The 23,194-nt window shown below is 63.7% G+C and carries 20 protein-coding genes; 7 read left to right on the top strand and 13 right to left on the bottom strand.

The window, feature by feature from the left end; translation table 11 throughout:
• Positions 1 to 47: 47 nt before the first annotated feature.
• On the top strand, positions 48 to 956 hold the full coding sequence (locus NWI_RS01060; protein WP_041344637.1) for a methylated-DNA--[protein]-cysteine S-methyltransferase: 909 nt from the start codon (positions 48 to 50) through the stop codon (positions 954 to 956).
• Between the two features lie 6 nt (positions 957 to 962).
• Here NWI_RS01060 and NWI_RS01055 read toward each other — a convergent pair whose 3' ends face one another.
• The 6 genes from NWI_RS01055 to dnaK all read right to left on the bottom strand — a co-directional run bounded on the left by NWI_RS01055 (position 963) and on the right by dnaK (position 7,222).
• The gene (locus NWI_RS01055; RefSeq protein WP_011313538.1) at positions 963 to 1,586 is read right to left on the bottom strand and encodes a 2,3-bisphosphoglycerate-dependent phosphoglycerate mutase; all 624 of its coding nucleotides are present in this window, start codon (positions 1,584 to 1,586) and stop codon (positions 963 to 965) included.
• Positions 1,587 to 1,752: 166 nt separating this feature from the next.
• On the bottom strand, positions 1,753 to 2,565 hold the full coding sequence (gene dapB, locus NWI_RS01050; RefSeq protein ID WP_041344636.1) for a 4-hydroxy-tetrahydrodipicolinate reductase: 813 nt from the start codon (positions 2,563 to 2,565) through the stop codon (positions 1,753 to 1,755).
• A gap of 104 nt (positions 2,566 to 2,669) precedes the next feature.
• Positions 2,670 to 3,248: an NADPH-dependent FMN reductase gene (locus NWI_RS01045; protein WP_041345274.1), complete on the bottom strand. Its 579-nt coding sequence runs from the start codon at positions 3,246 to 3,248 to the stop codon at positions 2,670 to 2,672.
• A gap of 100 nt (positions 3,249 to 3,348) precedes the next feature.
• Positions 3,349 to 3,951, bottom strand: coding sequence for a class I SAM-dependent methyltransferase (locus NWI_RS01040; RefSeq protein ID WP_011313535.1), 603 nt, complete (start codon positions 3,949 to 3,951; stop codon positions 3,349 to 3,351).
• Positions 3,952 to 4,044: 93 nt separating this feature from the next.
• On the bottom strand, positions 4,045 to 5,181 hold the full coding sequence (gene dnaJ, locus NWI_RS01035; protein ID WP_011313534.1) for a molecular chaperone DnaJ: 1,137 nt from the start codon (positions 5,179 to 5,181) through the stop codon (positions 4,045 to 4,047).
• Between the two features lie 148 nt (positions 5,182 to 5,329).
• Positions 5,330 to 7,222 (bottom strand): molecular chaperone DnaK, encoded by a 1,893-nt coding sequence (gene dnaK / locus NWI_RS01030; protein WP_011313533.1) that lies wholly within the window; start codon positions 7,220 to 7,222, stop codon positions 5,330 to 5,332.
• A 393-nt stretch (positions 7,223 to 7,615) separates the two neighbouring features.
• On the opposite strand from dnaK, the gene NWI_RS01025 reads away from it, so the two are divergent.
• Entirely contained in the window at positions 7,616 to 8,554 is a 939-nt protein-coding gene (locus NWI_RS01025) for a hypothetical protein (protein WP_011313532.1), read from the top strand.
• A 65-nt stretch (positions 8,555 to 8,619) separates the two neighbouring features.
• Here the strand turns inward: NWI_RS01025 and grpE are convergent, their stop codons facing one another.
• Positions 8,620 to 9,213 carry a nucleotide exchange factor GrpE gene (grpE, locus tag NWI_RS01020; RefSeq protein ID WP_011313531.1) on the bottom strand — a complete coding sequence of 198 codons (594 nt, stop codon included), beginning with the start codon at positions 9,211 to 9,213 and terminating at the stop codon, positions 8,620 to 8,622.
• Positions 9,214 to 9,306: 93 nt separating this feature from the next.
• Positions 9,307 to 10,395 carry a heat-inducible transcriptional repressor HrcA gene (hrcA, locus tag NWI_RS01015; protein WP_011313530.1) on the bottom strand — a complete coding sequence of 363 codons (1,089 nt, stop codon included), beginning with the start codon at positions 10,393 to 10,395 and terminating at the stop codon, positions 9,307 to 9,309.
• Between the two features lie 194 nt (positions 10,396 to 10,589).
• Between hrcA and rph the strand changes: the two genes are divergently transcribed.
• From rph to hemW, 3 genes are all read left to right on the top strand, one after another.
• Complete coding sequence (rph, locus tag NWI_RS01010; protein ID WP_011313529.1) at positions 10,590 to 11,303, top strand: ribonuclease PH; 714 nt, start codon at positions 10,590 to 10,592, stop codon at positions 11,301 to 11,303.
• A gap of 117 nt (positions 11,304 to 11,420) precedes the next feature.
• Positions 11,421 to 12,056 carry an RdgB/HAM1 family non-canonical purine NTP pyrophosphatase gene (gene rdgB / locus NWI_RS01005; protein WP_011313528.1) on the top strand — a complete coding sequence of 212 codons (636 nt, stop codon included), beginning with the start codon at positions 11,421 to 11,423 and terminating at the stop codon, positions 12,054 to 12,056.
• Positions 12,043 to 13,203 (top strand): radical SAM family heme chaperone HemW, encoded by a 1,161-nt coding sequence (gene hemW, locus NWI_RS01000; protein ID WP_011313527.1) that lies wholly within the window; start codon positions 12,043 to 12,045, stop codon positions 13,201 to 13,203. The genes rdgB and hemW overlap by 14 nt, the downstream gene beginning before the upstream one ends.
• A gap of 150 nt (positions 13,204 to 13,353) precedes the next feature.
• Here the strand turns inward: hemW and NWI_RS00995 are convergent, their stop codons facing one another.
• From NWI_RS00995 to NWI_RS00985, 3 genes are all read right to left on the bottom strand, one after another.
• Positions 13,354 to 14,577, bottom strand: coding sequence for a penicillin-binding protein activator (locus NWI_RS00995; protein ID WP_011313526.1), 1,224 nt, complete (start codon positions 14,575 to 14,577; stop codon positions 13,354 to 13,356).
• A gap of 313 nt (positions 14,578 to 14,890) precedes the next feature.
• Entirely contained in the window at positions 14,891 to 15,814 is a 924-nt protein-coding gene (htpX, locus tag NWI_RS00990) for a zinc metalloprotease HtpX (protein WP_011313525.1), read from the bottom strand.
• Between the two features lie 494 nt (positions 15,815 to 16,308).
• Positions 16,309 to 17,670 (bottom strand): outer membrane protein, encoded by a 1,362-nt coding sequence (locus NWI_RS00985; RefSeq protein WP_011313524.1) that lies wholly within the window; start codon positions 17,668 to 17,670, stop codon positions 16,309 to 16,311.
• A 375-nt stretch (positions 17,671 to 18,045) separates the two neighbouring features.
• Between NWI_RS00985 and NWI_RS00980 the strand changes: the two genes are divergently transcribed.
• Together NWI_RS00980 and pdeM are read left to right on the top strand one after the other, a co-directional pair.
• The gene (locus NWI_RS00980; protein WP_011313523.1) at positions 18,046 to 20,553 is read left to right on the top strand and encodes a ligase-associated DNA damage response DEXH box helicase; all 2,508 of its coding nucleotides are present in this window, start codon (positions 18,046 to 18,048) and stop codon (positions 20,551 to 20,553) included.
• Between the two features lie 61 nt (positions 20,554 to 20,614).
• Entirely contained in the window at positions 20,615 to 21,286 is a 672-nt protein-coding gene (gene pdeM / locus NWI_RS00975) for a ligase-associated DNA damage response endonuclease PdeM (RefSeq protein WP_148203745.1), read from the top strand.
• 165 nt (positions 21,287 to 21,451) lie between these two features.
• On the opposite strand, the gene NWI_RS00970 is transcribed toward pdeM, so the two are convergent.
• Together NWI_RS00970 and NWI_RS00965 are read right to left on the bottom strand one after the other, a co-directional pair.
• Positions 21,452 to 22,243, bottom strand: coding sequence for a TIGR02186 family protein (locus NWI_RS00970; RefSeq protein ID WP_011313521.1), 792 nt, complete (start codon positions 22,241 to 22,243; stop codon positions 21,452 to 21,454).
• Complete coding sequence (locus tag NWI_RS00965) at positions 22,240 to 23,166, bottom strand: sulfite exporter TauE/SafE family protein (RefSeq protein WP_041345271.1); 927 nt, start codon at positions 23,164 to 23,166, stop codon at positions 22,240 to 22,242. Before NWI_RS00965 ends, NWI_RS00970 begins: the two co-directional genes overlap by 4 nt.
• Between the last annotated feature and the right edge of the window lie 28 nt (positions 23,167 to 23,194).

Genomic DNA, 23,194 nt, shown 5'->3' with positions numbered 1-23,194 from the left:
CCGGAAATCGGGTGGCCGGCAGACGGCGAACGTCCTACATCCTGGCCATGATGACGCTTGCGAAAATTCCTGCTCCGGCTGATTCGCGCATGACGCAGCCGGACGCGCCTGGCGCAGCATTGCGCGATTATGACGCGGTCCGCCGAGCGATCGCCTTCATCTCCGAAAACTGGCGCTCGCAGCCCGCCATCGCAGCGACGGCTGACGCCGCCGGCGTGACGCCGGACGAGTTGCACCATCTGTTCCGGCGCTGGGCGGGTCTAACCCCGAAATTGTTCATGCAGGCGCTGACGCTCGACCACGCCAAGCGGTTGTTGCGCAAATCCGCCAGCGTGCTCGATGCAGCCCTCGACTCCGGCCTCTCGGGTCCGGGACGCCTGCACGACCTGTTCGTCACGCATGAAGCGATGTCACCCGGCGAATGGAAGAATGGCGGCTCCGGCATGAAGCTCGCTTTCGGTTTTCATCCCTCGCCCTTCGGCATCGCGATTGTGATCGCCAGCGACCGTGGCCTCGCGGGACTGGCTTTCGCCGACGGCGGCGACGAGCAGGCCGCGCTCGCCGACATGAAGCGGCGATGGCCCAATGCAGCTTACGTCGAGGATGCAGCTCGCACCGGGGCGCTGGCGCAGCGCGTGTTCGATACGAGGCTTTGGCGAGCCGACCAGCCGCTGCGCGTGGTTCTGATCGGGACGGATTTCGAGGTCCGGGTCTGGCAGACCCTGCTCAGGATTCCCATGGGAAAGGTCACGACCTACTCAACCATCGCCGCCAGTATCGATCGCCCGACCGCTTCGCGCGCCGTCGGCGCCGCTGTCGGCAAGAACCCGGTGTCATTCGTCGTGCCCTGCCATCGCGTGCTCGGCAAAAGCGGCGCGCTGACGGGGTATCACTGGGGAATCACCCGCAAGCACGCGATGCTGGGGTGGGAGGCCGGGCGGATTGGCCTGGAATGAGGTTCGTCAGGCCGCGAGATCCAGTTTCGATGCCACCGTCGCATCGGCGTTGAGCCGATAGATCACGGGCGCGCCGGTCGCCAGTTCGCGCGCGAGAATCTGTTCCGGCGACAGTTTTTCCAGAACCATGACGAGCGCGCGCAGCGAGTTGCCGTGCGCCGCCACGAGCGTGCACTCGCCGCGAAGAACGCATGGCAGGATTTCCTGCACGAAGTACGGCAGCGTGCGCGCCAGCGTATCCTTCAGGCTCTCGCCGCCGGGCGGCGGTACGTCATACGACCGGCGCCACACCAGCACCTGTTCGTCGCCCCACTTCTTGCGGGCCTCATCCTTGTTGAGGCCCGAAAGATCGCCATAGTCACGCTCGTTCAGCGCCTGGTCTTTCCTGACCGGAATCCCGGTCTGGTCCAGTTCCTTGAGCACAAGATCGAGCGTGTGCTGGGCACGGATCAACGTCGAGGTGAAGGCGATGTCGAAAACAAAGCCCTGCGCCTTCAGCTTGCGCCCCGCATCCTTCGCCTCAGCCGCGCCCAACTCCGTCAGATCCGGATCCTTCCAGCCTGTGAACAGGTTTTTCAGATTCCATTCGCTCTGGCCGTGACGCACGAGCACCAGAAGACGTTCGCTCATTCTGCCTGCTCCATTCTTGGATCCCTGGAGCCTTTCCGCTTCCGACGGATCAAAAGCGTGGCTCTCGGATCTTGATTTGACGCGGCGTCTTCGCACGAAACGATATGCATCCCCGGATCAAGCCGGAGGATAGGCTTCGCTCGAAAACGCTGTGATAACCGCAATGCTAAACATCCAGCCCGAGCACGTCTGACATCGAGTAGAGGCCGGGCTCTTTACCGAACGCCCACTTCGCGGCCTTCAATGCGCCATGCGCGAAAATCATCCGGTCCTCGGCATGATGCGACAATGTGATGCGCTCATATGGACCCGCGAAGATGACGCTGTGATCTCCGGACACGGTGCCTCCCCGAAGCGAGGCAAAACCGATGTCGCCGGCCTTGCGGGCGCCGGTAAGGCCGTCCCGGCCGCGCACCGCGCGCTGATCCAGACCGACCTTGCGGCCGTCAGCCGCCGCCTGTCCCAACATCAACGCTGTGCCGGAAGGCGCATCAATCTTGGCCCTGTGATGCATCTCGAGAACTTCAACATCGAAACTTTCGTCGAGTGCCTGCGCCATGCGCTTTACCAGTGCAGCAAGCAGGTTGACGCCTAGACTCATATTGCCCGACTGCACGACCGCCGTGCGTGACGTCACGCTCCGGATCACAGCCATGTCCGACGCCGAAAGGCCGGTGGTGCCGATGACGTGAATCAGGCCGCGCTCGGCGGCGACGGCCACATTCGCGATGGTCGCGGCCGGAACCGTAAAATCCAGGATACCGTCGGCTTTCGCCGACAATGACCAGAGATCCGCCGACACTTCGATTCCGCTGGCGGGAAGGCCGGCCAGAACGCTGGCGTCCTTCCCGATCAACTCGGATTCCGGCGCCTCGAGCGCGCCCGCCAGCACCGCGCCATCGGTTTCGGCGATCGCGCGCACCAGGGCGCGGCCCATCCGGCCGCCTGCCCCTGCAACAATCAAACGCATGTCAGCCACGGCCGAGTCCTCGAATGCTTCTGTGGGTATAGCGGGGGCTGCGTTTCGCGGCAACCAATCAGGTCCCGCATCCGTTGCGCGATGCCGTTCCTATCAAGCACGGCCTACTGCATATTCCCGGCGAGCGTGATCAACTGTCGTACCATCTTCTTCAGCGCATCGGCATCCGCCGAACGCTTCAACCGTTCCATATCGTCGTAGGCGTCGCCCGCGAATGACAGCGCGAGCTGATTGGGAATCACCATCGCCCCGCATACCGAAAGGATCAGGCGCAACTGCGCCAGACATCGTGCGCCGCCGAACCGGCCCGTGGAGGCTGACGCGATCGCAAAGGCGCGTTCATGGAAAACCTGTCCGCGCGCTTCATGCGGACTCTGGACGCGTGATATCCAGTCGATCGCGTTCTTGAGCAATGGCGGCAGCGAAGCGTTGTATTCGGGCGTTACAATGACGACCCCGTGGTGCGCGGCGATCATCTGCTTGAGGTTGACGGCGCTTGCGGGCACGCCTGCGCTTGCCTGAAGGTCGGCGTCGTAGATCGGTAGCGGGAAGTCTCCGAGCGAAATCCGGGTGACTTCGACATCGGCCCGGATAAATTCCTTGGCTATAACCGCGGCAAGCCTTGCATTCTGCGAGCCGGTGCGAAGCGAGCCGGGGATGATGAGGATTTTCGGTGCGAACAGACCTGTCGATCGCATTGCAGGGACACCTGCGGTCCGCGCTATGGCGTTTTCTTCACGCGAACCGGTCAACACTTCGTTCGTTTGAAACGCTAATGGTCCATCAGCGCTTGCGATACACCCAGACGCGAGCGGGAGGCAGGTTCATCCAGATTCGCTCGGACGCCTCGGTCGAAATGCCCGGGAGAGATTTTGGGATGGGCGGGACCACCGAATAGGTGAACTGCACGAAGGGAGCGCCGGGAGCGAGCGTCGCGAAGGCGTCCCGTATCAGCTTGAGCCGGGTCAACATCGGCTTGGTGACGAGCGGCAGGCCGGAGACGATAGCCGAAGCGCGCGCGCTCAGCACGTTCCACAGCGAGTCCCGTAAGGTATACGCATCGCCCTGCACGACCGTCGCCTGCGGGTAGCGGTCGCGAAGCAGCGCACAAAAGCCGGGATCGTATTCGACCAGCACGAGACGCTTCGGATCGACGCCGTGCTCGATCAGCGCGTTGGTGATCGCTCCGGTCCCCGGTCCCAGTTCGATGACCGGATCGGCGGACGCGACATCGACATACTGCGCCATGGTGCGCGCCAGAATACGTCCGGACGGCATGACCGCACCCATATGGAGCGGCTTCTCAATCCACGAGCGGAGAAAGCGGACCTCATCATCAAGATGAAGGGGCTTCTTCGACGCACGCGCGGACAATTGCAAAGGCATTTCGCACCCAGGTGGGGTCAATACTGGCAGGGAGGCAGGCTTAAGTTATTCACAGGTACATCCGACGATCGGCCCGGTCAAGCAAAACGGTGATTACGGAGTCGCCCGAGTGCCGAAGAAGTCCTTGACCTTAGTGAAGAAACCCGCCGCCTCCGGCTGAGTCTCTCCCGACGACAGCTTTTCAAACTCGGCCAAAAGATCCTGTTGTCGCTTGGTCAGATTCTGCGGAGTTTCCACCACCACCTGAACATACATGTCGCCGGTCTGACGAGAGCGCAGCACGGGCATTCCCTTTGTTGCAATGCGAAAACGGCGGCCGGACTGGGTTCCCGACGGCACCCGCACCTTGGTCTTGCCCTTGTCGATGGTCGGCACCTCAATCTCTCCGCCAAGAGCGGCGGCGACCATTGAAATCGGCACACGGCAATGCAGATCGGCGCCGTCCCGCTGGAAGAACTGATGCGGAATCAGCGAGAGGAAAATGTAGAGGTCGCCAGGCGGGCCGCCACGGACTCCCGCCTCACCTTCGCCAGCGAGGCGAATGCGGGTGCCATCCTCGACGCCGGCGGGAATATTGACCGAAAGCGAACGCTCCCGGTTGACCCGGCCCGACCCGCCACAGGACGGGCAGGGATCCTCGATCATCTGGCCCCGTCCCTGACAGCCGGGACAGGTGCGCTCCAGCGTGAAGAAGCCCTGAGCCTGGCGAATCCGGCCGGCGCCCCCGCACATCGCGCAGTTCTTCGGCTTGGTCCCGGCCTTGGCGCCCGTCCCAGAGCAGGACTCGCACGTTACCGAGACTGGAATCTCGATCTGGGCGGTCTTGCCGTGATAAGCCTCCTCAAGCGTGATCTCCATATTATATCGAAGATCTCCGCCTCGTTCGCGTCCGCCTGACCGGCCGCGCTGCCCGGACATGCCGAACAGATCCTCGAAGATGTCGGAGAATGAGGAAGCGAAGCCTGCGCCGAACCCGGCCGCGCCGCCGCCCATGCCGCCCTGCTCGAACGCCGCGTGGCCGAAGCGGTCGTAAGCGGCGCGCTTGTTGCTGTCCTTCAGGACCTCATAGGCCTCGTTGATTTCCTTGAAGCGCATCTCGCTGGACGAGTCGCCCGGATTTCTGTCCGGGTGCCATTTCATGGCCAGCTTGCGAAAGGCTGCCTTGAGTTTGGTGTCGTCCGCGTTCCGATCGACCTCAAGGGTTTCGTAGTAACAGCGTTTGGTCGACATCAGTCCGTTCCGCCCGAAGGTCGCTTCATCCAGAAAGGCGAGCCAGAAATTCGCTCGCCGGATGAAGCATCCCGCTTAAACAAACATGACCCCGCCCTCCGAGACGCATTACGCACCTTGAGGACCGGGGCCATGGTCTTCCTGCCGTTTAAGCCGACTTCTTGTCGTCGTCGACCTCGGTAAATTCCGCATCGACGACATCGTCCTTCGCGGCGTCCTTGGCGGCATCGGCTTCCGCCTGTTGTTTATACATCGCCTCGCCTAGCTTCATGGAGGCCTGCGCCAGCGTGTTGGTCTTGGCCTTGATCGCCTCGGCATCGTCGCCTTTGAGCGCTTCCTTCAGATCGCTGACCGCATCCTCGATCGCGCGGCGTTCGCTTTCCTCGATCTTCGAGCCGTGTTCGGTAAGCGCCTTCTCGGTCGAATGCACCAGGCTGTCGGCCTGATTCTTGGCGTCCACGGCCTCGCGGCGCTTCTTGTCCTCGGCGGCGTTGGCTTCCGCGTCCTTGACCATCTTCTCGATGTCGGCCTCCGACAGGCCGCCCGAGGCCTGGATGCGGATCTGCTGTTCCTTGCCGGTCGCCTTGTCCTTGGCGGAAACGTTGACGATGCCGTTGGCGTCGATGTCGAACGTCACCTCGATCTGGGGCATACCGCGCGGAGCGGGCGGAATGCCCATCAGATCGAACTGGCCGAGGATCTTGTTGTCCGCCGCCATTTCACGTTCGCCCTGGAAGACGCGAATGGTGACGGCGTTCTGGTTATCCTCGGCTGTCGAGAACACCTGACTTTTCTTGGTCGGGATCGTGGTATTGCGGTCGATGATGCGGGTGAACACCCCGCCCAGCGTCTCGATGCCCAGCGACAGCGGAGTGACGTCGAGCAGCAGCACGTCCTTGACGTCGCCCTGCAGTACGCCGGCCTGGATCGCCGCGCCGATCGCGACAACCTCGTCCGGGTTGACGCCCTTGTGCGGCTCCTTGCCGAACAACTGCTTGACCACTTCCTGGACCTTCGGCATGCGCGTCATGCCGCCGACCAGCACCACTTCGCCGATCTCCCCCGCCGTCAGGCCGGCATCCTTCAGCGCCTTGCGGCACGGCTCGATCGTCTTCTGAACGAGATCATCGACCAGCGCCTCGAACTTGGCGCGTGTGAGCTTCATCGTCAGATGCTTCGGGCCGGACTGGTCGGCCGTGATGAACGGCAGATTGATCTCGGTCTGCGTGGTCGACGACAGTTCGATCTTCGCTTTCTCGGCGGCTTCCTTCAACCGCTGCAAGGCCAGCTTGTCGTTGCGCAGGTTGATGCCCTGCTCCTTCTGGAATTCGTCCGCGAGATAGTTGACCAGACGCATGTCGAAGTCTTCGCCGCCGAGGAAGGTATCCCCGTTGGTCGACTTCACCTCGAACACGCCGTCGCCGATCTCGAGAACCGACACGTCGAACGTGCCGCCGCCGAGATCATATACCGCGATGGTGCCGGCCTTCGACTTGTCGAGGCCGTAGGCGAGCGCGGCCGCGGTCGGCTCGTTGATGATGCGCAGCACTTCGAGGCCGGCAATTTTGCCGGCGTCCTTGGTCGCCTGACGTTGCGCGTCGTTGAAGTAGGCGGGCACGGTGATGACGGCCTGATCGACCTTCTGACCGAGATGAGCCTCGGCGGTCTCCTTCATCTTCTGAAGCGTGAAGGCCGAAATCTGCGAGGGCGAATAGGTTTTGCCATCGGCCTCGACCCAGGCGTCGCCGTTGCCGGCTTTCGCGATCTTGTAAGGGACAAGCTGCTTGTCCTTTTCAACCGTGGGGTCGTCGTAGCGGCGGCCGATCAGGCGCTTGACGGCGAAAATGGTCCGCTCGGGATTGGTCACAGCCTGGCGCTTGGCCGGCTGCCCGACGAGACGCTCGCCATCATCGCTAAAGGCGACGATGGACGGCGTGGTCCGCATCCCTTCCGCGTTCTCGATGACTTTCGGCGTCTTGCCGTCCATTACCGCCACGCACGAATTAGTGGTGCCGAGGTCGATCCCAATGACCTTTCCCATGGTCCTCATATCCTTCTTGTTGCGGCAGTCCGGGCAGGCCCTGACGGCACCCTCATCCAGACCCCCAGATATCAATTACTCGCGATATAGCGACGGTGAGCCTCATATAGGAGGGGGGGTGGGGGCCGCAAGGACCGGACATCTATCCGCCGGCTGAAAACGCAATTCTTTTGCGTCCCTGTCAGCCAGGGACGATCCGGACAAGCCGATAATTAACCTAGCCGGCCCAGTCGTCTTGGGCCATGGTGAAGACGGCTGGCGGTGCCCTGCGCCGACGGCTGATGCGCTTGATGCGGCAGTCAGGTTTCGTAGAATGCATCATCTGAATCATCTTCCCGGACCGCTGGCCTGACGATCATTGAACGGCCTCAATGCAAATCCAGATAAGCGCGCATGAGACATTTTCTGCACGTATTTGCCATTCTCTGCCTGCTGAGCGGCGCCAATCCGTCCCTCGCCAGCGACGTGATCTATGCGCCGGGCAGCCGGATCGGGCTGGTTCCGCTGATAGGCCTCAACCCCGCGAAGACATTTCCGGGTTTTGAGACCGCGGATCAGCGCGTCAAGGTCGTCGTCGCCGAACTCCCCGCCGCCGCTTTTAGAGACGTGGAAACTGTCGCGAAGTCGAACGCCGTCGACCCCCGAGGTCCAAAGCCGCAAGGTCTCGAGACCGCGAGCGGGCAGGGTTATTTCATCGTCGAATCCGCCAAGAACGGTGAAGACAATGTCCGGCGCTACTCAATGGTGATTTCGGGCGGCACCTTTTCCGGATACGTCGCGGCGCAGGTGCCGGAGAATGTCGCGAAGATCTATTCCGATGAGGCCGTGCAGAAGATGTTCGCAACGGTCGCCCTGCGCAAGGAAGTCCCGCTCGAGGAGCAACTGGGCCTGCTGCCCTTCAAGCTGAGCGAACTGAGCTCCTTCAAATTGATCCGGACGCTTACGCCGGGAGCCGTCATCCTGTTGTCCGATGCGGAAACGGAAAACAACATCGACAGCAGAGCCTTCATCATCATCAGCCCGATCGGTTCGGTCCCGGAGCGGCCGGATGATCGGAGCCGGTTCGCGCGCGACGTCGCAGCCACGATCCCGAACCTGCGTGAGGGACGCATCACCATGTCGGAGCCGATCCGGATCAACGGATCGCCCGGCTTCGAAACGCGAATCGATGGCACCAACACGCGAACGAATACGCCGGTAACCGTGGTGCAGTGGCTCGTGTTCGGCAGCGGAAAAACGGCGATGCGTCTGATCGGAAGCACGCCGCGGAGCGAATGGTCGGACGTTTTTCCGCGCTTCCGCGCGGTTCGTGACGGTATCCGGCCGCGTTAACCTCTCACGCTTCTGATTCAAATCAGAAGCGTGGCTCCGTGATCTTGATCCGACGCGCGCTGCCATTATTCCGGCGCGGCCGCCTTGGCTCCGCCCTTCGCAACGCCCACCAGCGCCGGGCGCAGCACCCGCTCTCCGATCATGTAGCCGGCTTGAATGACCTGGGCGACCGTGCCGACGGGGATCGACGGATCGGGAACTTCGTACATGGCCTGATGGACGTTGGGATCGAATTTTTCGCCCGCCGGATCAAATTTTTTCACGCCATGCTTTTCCAGAGCGTTGTGCAGCGAGCGTTCGGTCAGCTCCACGCCCTCGATCAGGGCTTTCAGGCCGGGATCTGGCGCCGCGCGAGCGTCCGCCGGCACCGCATCAAGCGCGCGCTGCAGATTGTCGGCGATCTCCAGAACGTCGCGCGCGAAGCCCGAGATGCCGTAGGTTCGAGCGTCCGAGACCTCCCGCGCCGTACGCTTGCGCAGATTCTCCATCTCCGCCAGCGTGCGCAACGTCCGATCTTTCGCCTCTGCGAGCTGCTTGTTCAGCGCGTCGAGCGCATCGTCCTCGGGATCGTCCGGCATGACATACGGCTTGGATACCACCGGCTCGACCTCCGCAGCCGGTTCGCCGGACTTGTCTGTTTTGCCGTCGGAATCGGTCATTACGCAGCCTTCTCGCAATTGTCTCGAATGGAAAGGAATGGTCGTGCGGGATATCGTGGTTCAGGCGTAAAAATCAAGCGTGGCGGGTCCGGCTCACCTGCCGAGCATCTGGCTGACGATGCGCGCGGCGTAGTCCACCATCGGGATCACGCGCGCGTAGTTCAGCCGGGTGGGTCCGATCACGCCGAGAACGCCAACGATATGACCGGCGCCATCGCTGTAGGGTGCGATGATCGTCGATGATCCGGACAGCGAGAACAGCTTGTTTTCCGAGCCGATGAAGATCCGCACGCCGTCGGCGCGCTCGGCGCGGCCAAGCAGATCGATCACCTCGCGCTTGGTTTCAAGGTCGTCGAACAATAGCCGCACCCGTTCGAGGTCCTCCATCGCGTGCAGGTCCTCGAGCAGGTTGGCGTGGCCTCGCACGATCAATTGGCGGTCGTCGCTGTCGCCGCCGGACCAGCTCGCGATTCCGGCCGCGACGATTTTTTGTGTGAGCTGATCGAGCTCCGCCTTGCTTTGCGCCAGCGCGGTTTCCAGCTCGAGCCGGGCCTCGGCGAGCGTCCGGCCGCGAATCCGGGCATTCAGAAAATTGGATGCTTCCGTCAGCGCTGAGGCCGGAACGCCGGAAGGGAGCGTCAGCACGCGATTTTCGACCTGTCCGTCTTCTGCGACCAGCACCACCAGCGCCTTGTCGGGCTCCAGCCTGACAAACTCGATATGCTTCAAGCGCACGTTTGATTTCGCCGTCAGCACCACCGCCGCCGTCCGGGTCAATCCGGACAGCCGCGTCAAGGCTTCCTCCAGCGCGGCCTCGACCGATTGCGCCTTGCCGACCGACGCGAGCTGGCTCTGGATCGATTGGCGTTCCGGTTCGGTGAGATCTCCAACCTGCATCAGGGCATCGACAAAAAAACGCAGGCCGAGCTCGGTCGGCAGGCGCCCGGCCGAGGTGTGCGGCGCGTAAATCAGCCCGAGCTGTTCGAGATCGGACATCACATTGCGGACCGAGGCCGGAGAGAGCGGCACCGCGATCAGCCGGGAAATGTTGCGGGAGCCCACGGGTTCGCCCGTTGCAAGATAGCTCTCGACGATCTGGCGAAAAATGTCGCGCGAGCGCTCGTTCAACTGGGCAAGCCCGGCGTTCGGTGCAATCAGACCAATCGGATCGTGATGGGCCAACGCTATTATCTCCCGCGCATAATGTTCGTCGTGCCTGAGACCGCTTCTAATCTGTCTCTCCCTCGCACCAGTTACAAGCAGGCTTTGGGCAATTGCGGTTCTGAGAGCAATTGCAAGTCTGACCCTTGCCGGTGCGGCTCCCCACCCCTAAAAGCACGGCACGAAGATTCTCATGAATTGCTGGAGGGGTTCCCATGCGACCTAGCCGTCGTGCACCGGATGAACTGCGCGCCGTGTCGCTGGAACGAGGCGTGGTCAAATACGCCGAAGGCTCCTGCTTGGTGAAGTTCGGCGATACCCATGTGCTGGTCACCGCGACGCTCGAGGAGCGGCTGCCGCCATGGCTCAAGGGCCAGGGCCGGGGCTGGGTGACGGCCGAATACGGAATGCTGCCTCGCGCCACGCTGGAGCGGACCCGGCGCGAGGCCTCCGCCGGCAAGCAGGGCGGCCGGACCGTCGAAATCCAGCGCCTGATCGGCCGTTCCCTGCGGGCCGCGGTCGATCTCGAGGCGCTCGGCGAGCGCCAGATCACGATCGATTGCGACGTCATTCAGGCCGACGGCGGCACGCGCACCGCGTCGATCACCGGCGCCTGGGTCGCGCTGGCCGACTGCGTCAACTGGATGAAGGCCCGCAACATGCTCAAGGCCGGCGTGCTTCGAGGCAATGTCGCGGCGATCTCCTGCGGCATCTACAACGGCACGCCTGTCCTCGATCTAGACTATGCCGAGGATTCGGAAGCCGATACAGACGCAAACTTCGTGATGACCGGCGAAGGACGCATCATCGAGGTGCAGGGAACCGCCGAAAAGGTGCCTTTCTCCGATGATGAGTTTCTCGCGCTGATGGCGCTGGCGAAAAAAGGGGTCGCGCGGCTGGTGGATTTGCAGAAAATGGCGGTGGCGTGATTCGCCGCTTGCGCGGTTCATCCGCAGGACTTGCGTCCTGTCGCGTTTTCCAGCGAAGCGGGCTTCCCGTCGCGTCAGGAAAACCTTTCAGAACAAGAAGCTGAAGTCCGATCGGTCATGCATCGTCGAATCGCCGGCAAGCTCGTGATCGCCACCCACAATCCCGGCAAGCTCGCCGAGATCCGCGAGCTGCTTGCGCCTTATGGCGTCGAAGCGGTCTCCGCGGGCGAACTCGGTCTCGACGAGCCTGAGGAAACAGGCGAGGATTTCCGCGCCAATGCCCGGATCAAGGCGACCTCTGCTGCCCTGAGCGCAAAGCTTCCGGCCTTTGCCGATGATTCCGGCCTGGTCGTCGATGCGCTCGACGGCGCGCCGGGCATCCACTCCGCACGATGGGCCGGCAAACCTGCGGATTTTTCCGCGGCGATGGCGCGGATCGAGCGCCTTCTGCAGGAGCGCGGCGCGACCAGCGCGGACCAGCGTAAGGCTCACTTCATTTCGGCGCTCTGCGTCGCGTGGCCGGACGGCCATCTCCAGGAAGTCGAAGGCCGCGTGGACGGCACGCTGGTCTGGCCGCCGCGGGGCACGGCCGGTTTCGGCTATGATCCGGTATTTCTGCCGGACGGGCACGGCCGCACCTTCGGCGAGATGGCCGGCATCGAGAAGCATGGGCTTCCGCCGCGCGGTCTTGGCCTGTCGCATCGCGCCCGCGCATTCGTGAAACTGGCGGAGATTGCCCTTGAGCCCCGCTGATCCGGCCGCTGCGTTCGGCGTTTACATCCACTGGCCGTTCTGCCTGTCGAAGTGTCCGTATTGCGATTTCAACAGTCACGTGCGCCACGCGCCGATCGATGAAGAACGCTTTACACGGGCTTTCGCGCGCGAGATCGAGACCACGGCGGCCCGCTCGCGCGGACGCACGGTGTCCTCGATTTTCCTCGGCGGCGGCACGCCGTCCCTGATGCGGCCGCAGACCGTGGGCGCCATTCTCGACGCAATCGGAAAGCATTGGAGCGTTGCCGATGACGTCGAGGTCACGCTGGAAGCCAATCCGACCAGCGTGGAGGCCACACGATTCCGCGGCTACCGCGCCGCGGGCGTCAATCGGGTCTCGCTCGGGGTGCAGGCGCTCGACGATTCCTCGCTGAAGGCGCTCGGTCGGCTGCACACGGCGCGCGAGGCGCAGGATGCGGTTGCGATCGCGCGCTCGGTCTTCGATCGCTATTCCTTCGATCTGATCTATGCGCGTCCGGACCAGACACCGGCGATGTGGGCCGGGGAGTTGCAGCGCGCGATCTCGGAGGCGGCGGAGCATCTGTCGCTCTATCAATTGACGATCGAAGCGGGGACGCCGTTTTTCGACCTGCATGCGGCGGGGAAGCTCAAGACCCCCGATGAGGCGATGGCGCGAGACTTGTACGACGTCACGCAGGACGTCTGCGCGCGTCATGGCCTGCCCGCTTACGAGATCTCGAACCATGCGCGGCCGGGCGCGGAATGCCGGCACAATCTGGTCTACTGGCGCGGTCAGGAATATGCGGGCATCGGCCCCGGAGCGCACGGTCGCCTCGACATCGACGGCGTCAGGCACGCCATCGCCACCGAGAAGCGGCCCGAAGCCTGGCTCATGCGCGTCGAGGCGAACGGCAACGGAATTGTCGCCGATGACCCGTTGAACAGCGAAGAGCGCGCCGACGAATTCCTGCTCATGGGACTGCGCTTGCGCGAGGGCATCGATCCGCGGCGCTACGCGGCGCTGTCGGGCCGCTCTCTTGATCCCCGGCGCATCGCGATCCTCCGTGACGAAGGCGCGATCATGATCAGCACCGACGGCCGTTTGCGCGTCACGCAGGATGGCTTCCCCGTCCTCGATGCCGTGGTGGCCGATCTCGCCGCATAGAGCATGATCCCGAAAATTGGAAACCGGTTTTCGGGATCATGCTCGATCAAAAAGTTAAGGCTATAGCCTTTTCGAGCGGAGCATGTCCTCGAGCTTGACCCGAGGCTGGATACCGGTTGGCGTGAAGACCGCGCTTCATAACAATCCGGATCAGGCGCCAAAACTTTTTGGCGAGCCTGCCACTGACTGGCCGCCGCCGGATGCGACGCGCATGACGGCGAGGCCGCGCTGATTGGTGCCGTCGGAACGGAATCGAAACAAGCCGTCGATGCCGGCAAAGCCGGAGGCGTTGGTCAGCGTTTCCGCCGCGAAGCGCTGCGATCCCTGAGTACGGGCGAGAGCCGCCACCAGCGCGACCGCATCATAGGCAAGGGTCGCCGTACGCACCGGCTCACCGCCGAACTTGGTGCGGTAGCGGCCTGCGAAGGCGCGGAAGCCCGCCGGATCTGGAGCGGCATAGAGCCCCCCGTGCAGTGTCGTGCTGGAGAACACGCGAGGATTGTCCCACAGCCCGGTGCCGAGAAGCTGGACGTTGCGCAGATTCGCGCCCGCCGCCGTGAGCGCGGCGGCGACCGAAACCACCGTATCGCCATCATCGGCGATCAGCAGCGCGTCGGCCGAGCGGAGCGACTGTGCAACGTTCCGCGCGGCGCTGGCGCGATCGGAGCCGTATTTCTCGAATGCGGCGATCCGCCCGCCGCGACGGCCAACCGTCTGCTTGAAGGCCGCCTCCACGACATTGCCGTAGGCGTTCTCGGGCACCATCGCGGCAAACGAGCGCTTTCCGGTGCTCGCCGCGTATTCGACGATCCGGGTGACGTCCGATTCAGGAAGAAAACTCAGAAGATAGACGCCTCTGCCCGCAATGCTCGAATCCGTTGAAAACGCGATCACCGAAACACCGCGGGTTCGCGCCACCTGGGCGACCCCCGGGACCGACGCAGCAAATAGCGGGCCGAGAATGATTTCGGCCCCTTCGTCGAGCGCCTGTTGAGCCCCCTGCTGCGCACCCCTCGCCGTGCCTGCCGCGTCCTTGACCAGCACCTGGACGTTCGGATTTTGGAATTCCGACAGCGCCATCTCCGCCGCATTCCGCATCGACTGCGCCGCAATGCTCGCATTGCCTGCCGCCGACAGTGGTAGGATCAGGCCGACCTTGACCTGGCCGGTGCCGATTGTGGCTCCCTGCTGGGGCCCCGCGGTCGACTCGGGCTGCGGAGAAGAACCGGGGGGACTGGAAAAACCGTTGGTCAGTGTTTGCTGGACTCCCGAGCAGGCGCCGAGCAGGGGCGCACCCACGACAAGGCCCAGCGCGGTTCGCCGCGTGGGGCCGTGACGCTCAGGTTTTGGGGCGAAGGGGTCTTTCATCATCATCCTTGCAGCGGACCCATCCGGACAGGTCCGAGCACAATCTGGTCAGCAGGGGAATCAACCATAATGCCGGCGCACAGTTAACCAAAACAAAGGGATCATGTCCGCCACGAATTTTCCCCTTACCCAACCTGGAAGCCTGATCCGATCAAGTTGAATCGGATCAGGCTCTGAGGTCATTGTCTTGTCAGACTGACAGGCGAGCGGCGCCACGTGGAAGATGCGATTGATCGATCGGGCGGGTCGATGCGCCGAGAGCGCATGTTAGGCGCGCCATGCTGGCGCTCGCTCGCGGGTCACGACCCTGCTGGCACCTTCAACCCCATGGACCGCGGCGAGAACCCTTGTTCCAGGGGCTGCTCGGGTCGGGCGGCGGGCCGCCCGGGGCAAGACCACCGCCGGACTGTCCGGCGAGCCTCTGCAATGCCGCGATGCGGTTTTCAGTCGAGGGATGGGTCGCGAACAGGTTGTCCATGCCGCGCCCCGACAGCGGGTTGATGATGAACATGTGCGCGGTCGCGGGCGCGCGTTCCGCCTCCATGTTTGGTACCTGATGCGCGGCATTCTCGATCCTGGCCAGCGCCGAGGCAAGCCACATCGGCTGGCCGCAGATGCGAGCGCCCATTTCGTCGGCGGCGTATTCGCGCGTGCGGCTGATCGCCATCTGCACCAGCATGGCTCCGAACGGCGCGAGGATCATCATCGCCAGTGAGCCGATGATGCCGGGGCCGTGATTGTCGCGGTTGCCGCCGAAGAACATGCCGAATTGCGCCAGCATCGAGATCGCGCCGGCGATGGTTGCGGTAATGGTCATCAGCAGCGTGTCGTGATGCTTGATGTGGGCAAGCTCATGCGCGATCACGCCGGCCAGTTCCTCGCGGCTCAGCGACTGCATGAGCCCCGTCGTCACCGCCACGGCGGCATTCTCCGGATTGCGGCCGGTGGCGAACGCGTTGGGCTGCGGATTGTCCATGACGAACACCCGCGGCATCGGCAGGCCGGCGCGCGAAGCCAACTCGGCCACCAGCCGGTGCAGGTCGGGCGCGGTTCCGGGGTCGACCTCATGTGCGCCATACATCGACAGCACCATGCGGTCGGAGTTCCAATAGGCGAAGAGGTTGGTCGCGGCCGCGACGACGAGCGCGATCGTCGCGCCGCTGGCGCCGCCGATCAGATAGCCCACGCCCATGAACAGGCCGGTGAGGCCCGCCAGCAGGATCGCAGTACGAAAATAATTCATCGGATTCCTCGAAAGACTCGTCGAACGCTCGCCGGAATTGTGGCCGGCATCCAGAACATGGGAATTCCGTATCAGGGCGCGCAAGTGCGGCGGCCGGTCGCGGCGAGGAAATTCCGGGATCATCCTCCCGGAGCGGGGAATGGGACTCCGGTCGGAACGGGTGCTGTCAGCGCGGTATTCCGCGTCGTTTCTTCGGCGATGTTGCGCAGCCCTCGTTGAGTGTGAGCCGTATCATCAAAGCTACGAGCCGGCGGGCCGAATTTAAGGCCGACGCAGGGGCGGGCGCCGATCATCTCGAAGCGCCGCGCGCATAAACCGATCGATGCCGCATCGGCGGATCGTGAGGCGAGACGTTATGGTCAGATCCTCTTCTCGCGACGGCCGCTCATGAAGAAAGCCGCATCGCGATGCGATGCGGCTTTCTTGCCCACTCCCCCAGAGTTTTATCCCGTCAGGCCACAGGGTTTCGAAAACCCCATCCCTGGCTGTTACGGTCAGTAGCTCGGAGCCAACGGGATATTGAAGTGATAGTTCAGGCCGGTGCGGAAGATGTGCTCCTGCGCGCCGGTCGTCAGCACGTTCGGCCCGCCACCGATGTTGAAGCTCGATCGGCCGAGGTCGACGAAGAGGTATTCGGTCGTCGAGGTCCAGTTCGGGCCGAACAGGGGGCCGCCGAACAGGTTGACCATCGGGAGCGGGGTCTCGATGCCACCGCCCACCGCATAGCCGGTGCGGGTATTGGAGAAGTTGAAATTATTGAGCGGCGTGTTGAGCGCGGTCCTGATGTTGCCATAGGCGAAACCGCCCGTGGCGTAGAACATCGAGTTTCCGACGGCGTAGCCGAGACGGCCGCGCACGGTGCCGAACCACTGCAGCTTCGAATTGAAATCGAACGAGGCGCCGGGCACGCAGCCGATGCAGGTCTTGTTGTCCTGCAGGGTCGCGCCCTGGAAGTCGGTCTCGAGACCCAGGACGATATTCCCGGCCTGCCAGTTGTAGCCGATCTGGCCGCCACCGACGAAACCGTCGGGTGCGAGATTGAACTGGGCGAGGTTGCCGGCCGGATTGGAGATGGTGGTGCGGTTGCGGCCGACGCCGCCGCCGACATTGCCGCCGAGATACAGGCCGTTCCAGTTGGCGGTGGCAACCGGTGCGTACGGGTTGCTGGCGCCGAAGCGATAGTTCAGGCCGGCGCGGAAGATGTTCTCGCGCATCTCCGAACGCAGCGCTTGACCGGCGAAGGAATCGGTGCGGTTACCGAAATCGAGATAAAGGTATTCGATCTTGCCGGTCCAGTTGCCGCCGAGCGCGGCTTCGACGCCGCTGCCAAAGGTCCAGCCGTTGCGACCGCCGCTGAACGCGAACGGCACGCCGCCTTGAATAACGGTGGTGCCAACGTGACCATAAGCCCAGCCGCCGGTGACATAAGTCAGCATCGGACCGTTGATCAGGCCGACGCGTCCGCGCGCCGTGCCGAACCAGTCGAGCCGCTGGTTATACTGCAGCAAACCGGCAAAATTGGTCCGGTTGTCGGTCATGTCGGCGCCCTGAATGTCGGCTTCGATGCCGAACACGAGCGGGCCGAAGAACGAGTTGGTCTGCCAGTTGTAGCCGATCTGGCCGCCTCCGACCGCGCCGAGCGGCTGCAGATGGGTCGAAATAGCCCCGACGCCAAAATCATGCACGGCACGATTGCGGCCAAGCCCGAGGCCGGCGTTCACGCCGACATAAAGACCTGTCCAGTCATAGACCGGGGCTATCGGCGGAGCCTTGGTATAGGGCCGAGGCGCGAGATCCGCCGCCTGGGCGCTCATCGCGGTGCTGGCCAGCAGAACGCCGAGCAGAATTTTTTTCATTGTGGATAGTCCCCGTCTGCAAATGACCCGGAGACTGTACCCTTCGATGGGAAACTTGTCTGTGGTTCGGTGGCCACACCCGCCGGGAATGATACCGTGAAGCCGAAAATCTCGCGAAAATCAGCGCCTTGCGTGGCGACGCCGGATACCGGCGCGGTTCTGCCGCTGTCTCCCGGAGCTGCCGAAGCCTGTTCCGGACAGTGAACGGGTGCTCGCTGATTCGCCGTCGTTCCGCACGCCGGACCTTATAGCTCCTGGTAGAATCACAAATGCAACCTCAGATTGTGACTCGAAGCGCTTTCTTCACGCGAACCGGCACCCGCTTGGCACATCCGAAACTCGACCGGACGGGCGGGACGGCCTACCTCTTGCAGCGTGGAAATCGCTGATCGCGAAACGCAGCCTTTGCTGCCGGAGGGCTTTCTGCGCTGGTTCGCGGCGCGGCGATGGTCGCCTCGCGCCCACCAGTTGGCGTTGCTGCGAAAGGCTCGCGCCGGCCGCTCGGCGCTGCTGATCGCCCCCACCGGCGCGGGCAAGACGCTGGCCGGATTCCTGCCGACGCTGGTGGAAATCTCAGGCAAGGAGAAGCACCTTCACACGCTCTATATTTCCCCGTTGAAGGCGCTGGCGGTCGATATCGCCCGCAATCTGGAGACTCCGATCGCGGAAATGAATCTGCCGATCCGGGTCGAGACCCGCACCGGCGACACGCCGGTGTCGCGGCGGCAGCGGCAGCGGCGCTACCCACCGGACATCCTGCTGACCACCCCCGAACAGATCGCGCTGCTGCTCGCCTCCGACGACGCGCCCTTTCTGTTCTCATCGTTGCGGCGCGTCGTGCTCGATGAACTGCATGCGCTGGCGATTTCGAAGCGAGGCGATCTGTTGTCGTTGGCATTGGCTCGGCTGTGGCGGCTCGCGCCGCGAATGCGCACGACCGGCCTGTCGGCGACGGTGGCCGATCCACACGCGCTGGCGCGATTTCTGGCGCCGCAGTCGCGAGACAAAGCCGTTTCGGCCGACATCGTCGAGGCCGACGGCGCCGCCGCCCCGGTTGTCGAGATGCTCGACACGAGCGAACGACTGCCGTGGGCGGGGCATTCGGCGCGCCATGCGCTGACCGAGGTCTATGATCTCATCAGGCGCAACAGGACGACGCTGGTGTTCGTCAACACCCGGAGCCAGGCCGAGATGTTGTTTCAGGATCTCTGGCGCATCAACGACGACGGCCTCGCCATCGCGCTGCATCACGGCTCGCTCGATGTCGCGCAGCGCCGCAAGGTGGAGCAGGCGATGACGGCCGGCAGGCTTCGCGGCGTGGTCTGCACCTCCTCGCTCGATCTCGGGGTCGATTGGGGCGATGTCGATCTCGTCATCAACATCGGTGCGCCCAAGGGCGCGTCGCGGCTGATGCAGCGGATCGGCCGCGCCAATCATCGTCTTGATGAAGCCTCGCGCGCGGTTCTGGTGCCGGCCAATCGATTTGAAGTGCTGGAATGCCGCGCCGCCATCGATGCGGTCAACGAGAACGCGCAGGACACGCCGCCGCTGCGCACCGGCGCGCTCGATGTTCTTGCGCAGCATGTGATGGGTCGCGCCTGCGGCGCGCCGTTCCACGCCGATGACCTTTACGAGGAAGTGAGGACCGCGGCCCCCTATGCGGCGCTGGCGCGCGCCGATTTCGACGACGTGATCGACTTCGTCGCCACCGGCGGCTACGCTCTGAAGAGCTATGAACGCTTCGCCCGCATCAGGCAGGACGAAGCGGGGCGATGGCGCATCGCCAATCCGCGCGCGCGGCAGAGCTACCGCCTCAATGTCGGCACCATCGTCGAGGAGGCGATGCTGAAGGTGAGGCTGGTGCGCTCGCGGCACGGTGGCGGTAAGGGTCCTACCGGCGCGATCGCACGCGGCGGCCGGATGCTCGGGGAGATCGAGGAATACTTCATCGAGGGGCTCGTGACCGGCGACACCTTCGTGTTCGGCGGTGAGATCGTGCGCTTTGAGGCGCTGGCCGAGGATCAGGTCTATGTTTCACGCGCCAGCGACGAGAGCCCGAAGGTGCCGTCTTACATGGGGGGCAAGTTTCCGCTCTCGACCTATCTGGCCGAACGCGTTCGCCGCCTGCTCGACGACGAGCGCGCATGGCGCGGCCTGCCGGATCAGGTGCGCGAATGGTTGAAATTGCAGTCGCGGTTCTCACGCGTGCCGCATGCCCGCGAGATGATCGTCGAAACCTTTCCGCGCGCCGGCAAGCATTATCTGGTCTGCTATCCGTTCGAGGGACGGCTTGCGCACCAGACCCTCGGCATGTTGCTGACGCGGCGATTGGAACGCGCGCGGGCGCGGCCGCTTGGCTTCGTCGCCAATGAATATGCGCTCGCGGTATGGATGCTCGGCGATCCCTCGTCGATGATCCGGCAGGGGCGGCTCAATCTCGACGCTCTGTTCGATCCGGACATGCTGGGGGATGATCTGGAAGCGTGGCTTGCGGAATCCGCGTTGATGAAACGCACCTTCCGCAGTTGCGCGATCATTTCGGGCCTGATCGCCCGCCGTTTCACCGGAGCGGAGAAGAGCCGGCGGCAGGTTCTGTTCTCCACCGATCTCGTCTATGACGTGCTGCGCAAGCATCAGCCCGACCATGTGCTGCTGCGTGCCGCGCGGGCGGATGCAGCGACGGGGTTGCTGGATATCCGCCGCCTCGGCGATATGCTGGCGCGGATCAGGGGACGGATCGTTCACAAGCCGCTCGATCGCATTTCGCCGCTCGCTGTGCCCGTCATGCTGGGGATCGGGCGGGAGACGGTCTATGGCGAAGCGTCGGACGAATTGCTGGCCGAAGCCGCCGAGCAACTCGTCCGCGAGGCGACGGGAACATGAGTTGATCATGCCGGATCTGAATCGCTGTGCACGTGACGCGCTTCCTCCCTGGGAAGAGCAGATGAGCCGCGTTGCCGCCGTTACCGTAGCGGGCGCGGATTTCGCCGCCGATCTTTCGGGCGCGTTGTTCTGGGAACGGGAGCGCCTGCTCGTCGTCTCCGACCTTCATCTGGAAAAGGGATCGAGCTTCGCGATGCGCGGCGTGCTGCTGCCGCCCTATGATACGGTAGCGACGCTCGACCGGCTCGCCGCCGTCATCCGGCGCTTCGATCCGCGCACCGTGATCGCGCTTGGCGACAGTTTTCACGATCGCGACGCCCACAACCGTCTGTGCGCGCGGGATCGCGAGGCGCTGTCGGGTTTGCAGGCAGGTCGCCGCTGGATCTGGATTTCGGGTAACCACGATCCGGCGCCGCCGTCCGGCCTCGGTGGCCTTGTCGCAACCGAATGGGAGATCGGCGGGATTGTGTTTCGTCATGAGCCGACGGGCGCTTTCGGCGAAATCGCGGGCCATCTGCATCCCAAGGCGCGGGTCTCGGCGCGAGGCCGTTCGATGGAGCGGCGTTGTTTCGCCAGCGACGGCGCGCGCATGGTGATGCCGGCGTTCGGCGCTTTCGCGGGAGGCCTGAGCATTCGAAACGGGGCGTTCGCCAGAATCTTCTCGGCCGATTTCACGGCGCATGTGCTTGGCCATAGCCGCCTGCACGCGATCGCGGCCTCGCGTTGCTGTTAGATTTCCGGCGAAGTGGATACCGGTTCGCCGCAAGAAAATGCGACCAGACAACCATTTCTAGAGCATGATCCGATCACGTTGAATCGGATCATGCTCTATAGCTTTTTCAAGCGAACCGGATTCTGCTTCGCTTGAAAAAGCTCTGATGGCGGTGATCCCGGATCCTCAATCCCTGCGGAAAACGATCGATGCCATCCAGCCGGCCGTCAACGCCATGAGCGCCGTCGCCACGCCATAAACCATCCCATGTTGCCTGGCGGCCGTGGCCACGAATTGCTCGAAGCCGACCTTGACGATTTCGAACGCCGTATCGGTCTTTGCAATCAGCGTCCCATCGGCAAGCAGCTTGATGTCTATGGTGTAGGTGCCGGTCGGCACCTCCGCCGGGAGCGGAATGCTGGCGCGGAACAGGGTCGGGGTCAGGAAGGTCACCGCCGAGGTGTTCTCGCGGTAAAGCCCGTGCTCGCTTCGCAGCCTTATGAAGGCGCGGCGGAACGGGTCACTCGGCACCACGTCGGCGTAGTCGGAGCCGACGCGTTGCGTCAGCAGTACGTTGTGAAGCCCGAGCTGTTGCCTGCGCAGGATGTCCGGCGCGGCGATCCTGTCCAGCGGCCGGTTGGCGAAAGCCGCGAGATAGGCCGGGACCTGGAGGAATTGCCGGGAATCGGCGTTCACCCAGATGCCGAACCACCGCTCCTTGCGGCGCGTGACCATGTCGACCGGCGGGCCGCTGACAGTGACGACGAGATCGTAGCCGGCGGGCGGAAGCGGCGCATCGCTCTCGCGCTCGATCGAGCCGAACAGCACCAGTTCCTCGCCGGAATAGTTCGGCGTCACGGTGACGCGATGGTTTGATACCGAAACGATGAGGTGCTCGGCATGAGCGTGACCGGCAACGAGGATCGCGGCGAGCAGCAGCGCCAGCGGGGCCATCGTCGCTATTGCGCGCGTCCTCATATATCGCCCGTGGTTTCGCGGACCGTGTAGAGATCGGCGGGGCGAAGGCCCAGCTCGATCGCAAAGCGGATTCCGACGGCCAGAATCAACATCCCCAGCAGCAGGCGCAGATGTTCGCCCCGGATGCGCTGGCCGGCGCGGGCGCCGAATTGCGCGCCGGTCACGCCGCCGGTCATCAGGATCAACGCCAGCACGGCGTCGACGAGGTGATTGGTGGCGGCGTGCAGCACCGTGGCGAACGTCATGGTGATGAGGGTGAGCATCATGGAGGTGCCGATCACCGTCGAGGTCGGAACCCGCAGCAGGTAGATCAGCAGCGGCACCAGAATGAAGCCGCCGCCGATGCCCATGACCGCGCCGATGAAGCCGATCAGCAGGCCGATGGCGATCACCGGGATGGCCGAAAGGTAAATCTTCGAACGCTTGAAGCGGATTTTCAGCGGCAGGCCATGGACCCAGCCATGGCCGCCCGAGCGCCGCAACGGAACGGTCCGGTTCTGCCGCGCCCGAAGCATCGCGCGCAGCCCCTCCCACGACATCGCCGCCCCGACTCCGGACAGCAGCACGAGGTAGGATAGCGCGATCAAAAGATCGAGCTGCCCCAGCGAGCGCAGACGCGTGAAGGTGAGGACCCCCAATATGGTTCCGATGACGCCGCCGCTTAGCAGAACCAGCGCGAGCATCGGATCGACGGCTCGCTTGCGCCAATAGGACAGCGCACCGGAGAACGAGGACGCCGCGATGTGGCTCGTGACCGTCGCGACGGCAACCGCCGGGGCGATGCCGACAAAGATCAGCAGGGGCGTCATCAGGAAGCCGCCGCCGATGCCGAACATCCCCGATACGAAGCCCACCGCCGCTCCCATCGCCAGGATCAGCAACACGTTGACCGGGATATCGGCGATCGGGAGATAAAGCTGCACGCGCGCTCGTTTTCGGATCTGGCTGCTG

Origin of the sequence: Nitrobacter winogradskyi Nb-255 (assembly GCF_000012725.1) — a bacterium.
GTDB classification, from domain to species: Bacteria; Pseudomonadota; Alphaproteobacteria; order Rhizobiales; family Xanthobacteraceae; genus Nitrobacter; species Nitrobacter winogradskyi.
This window is presented reverse-complemented; position numbering and strand designations above follow the sequence as displayed.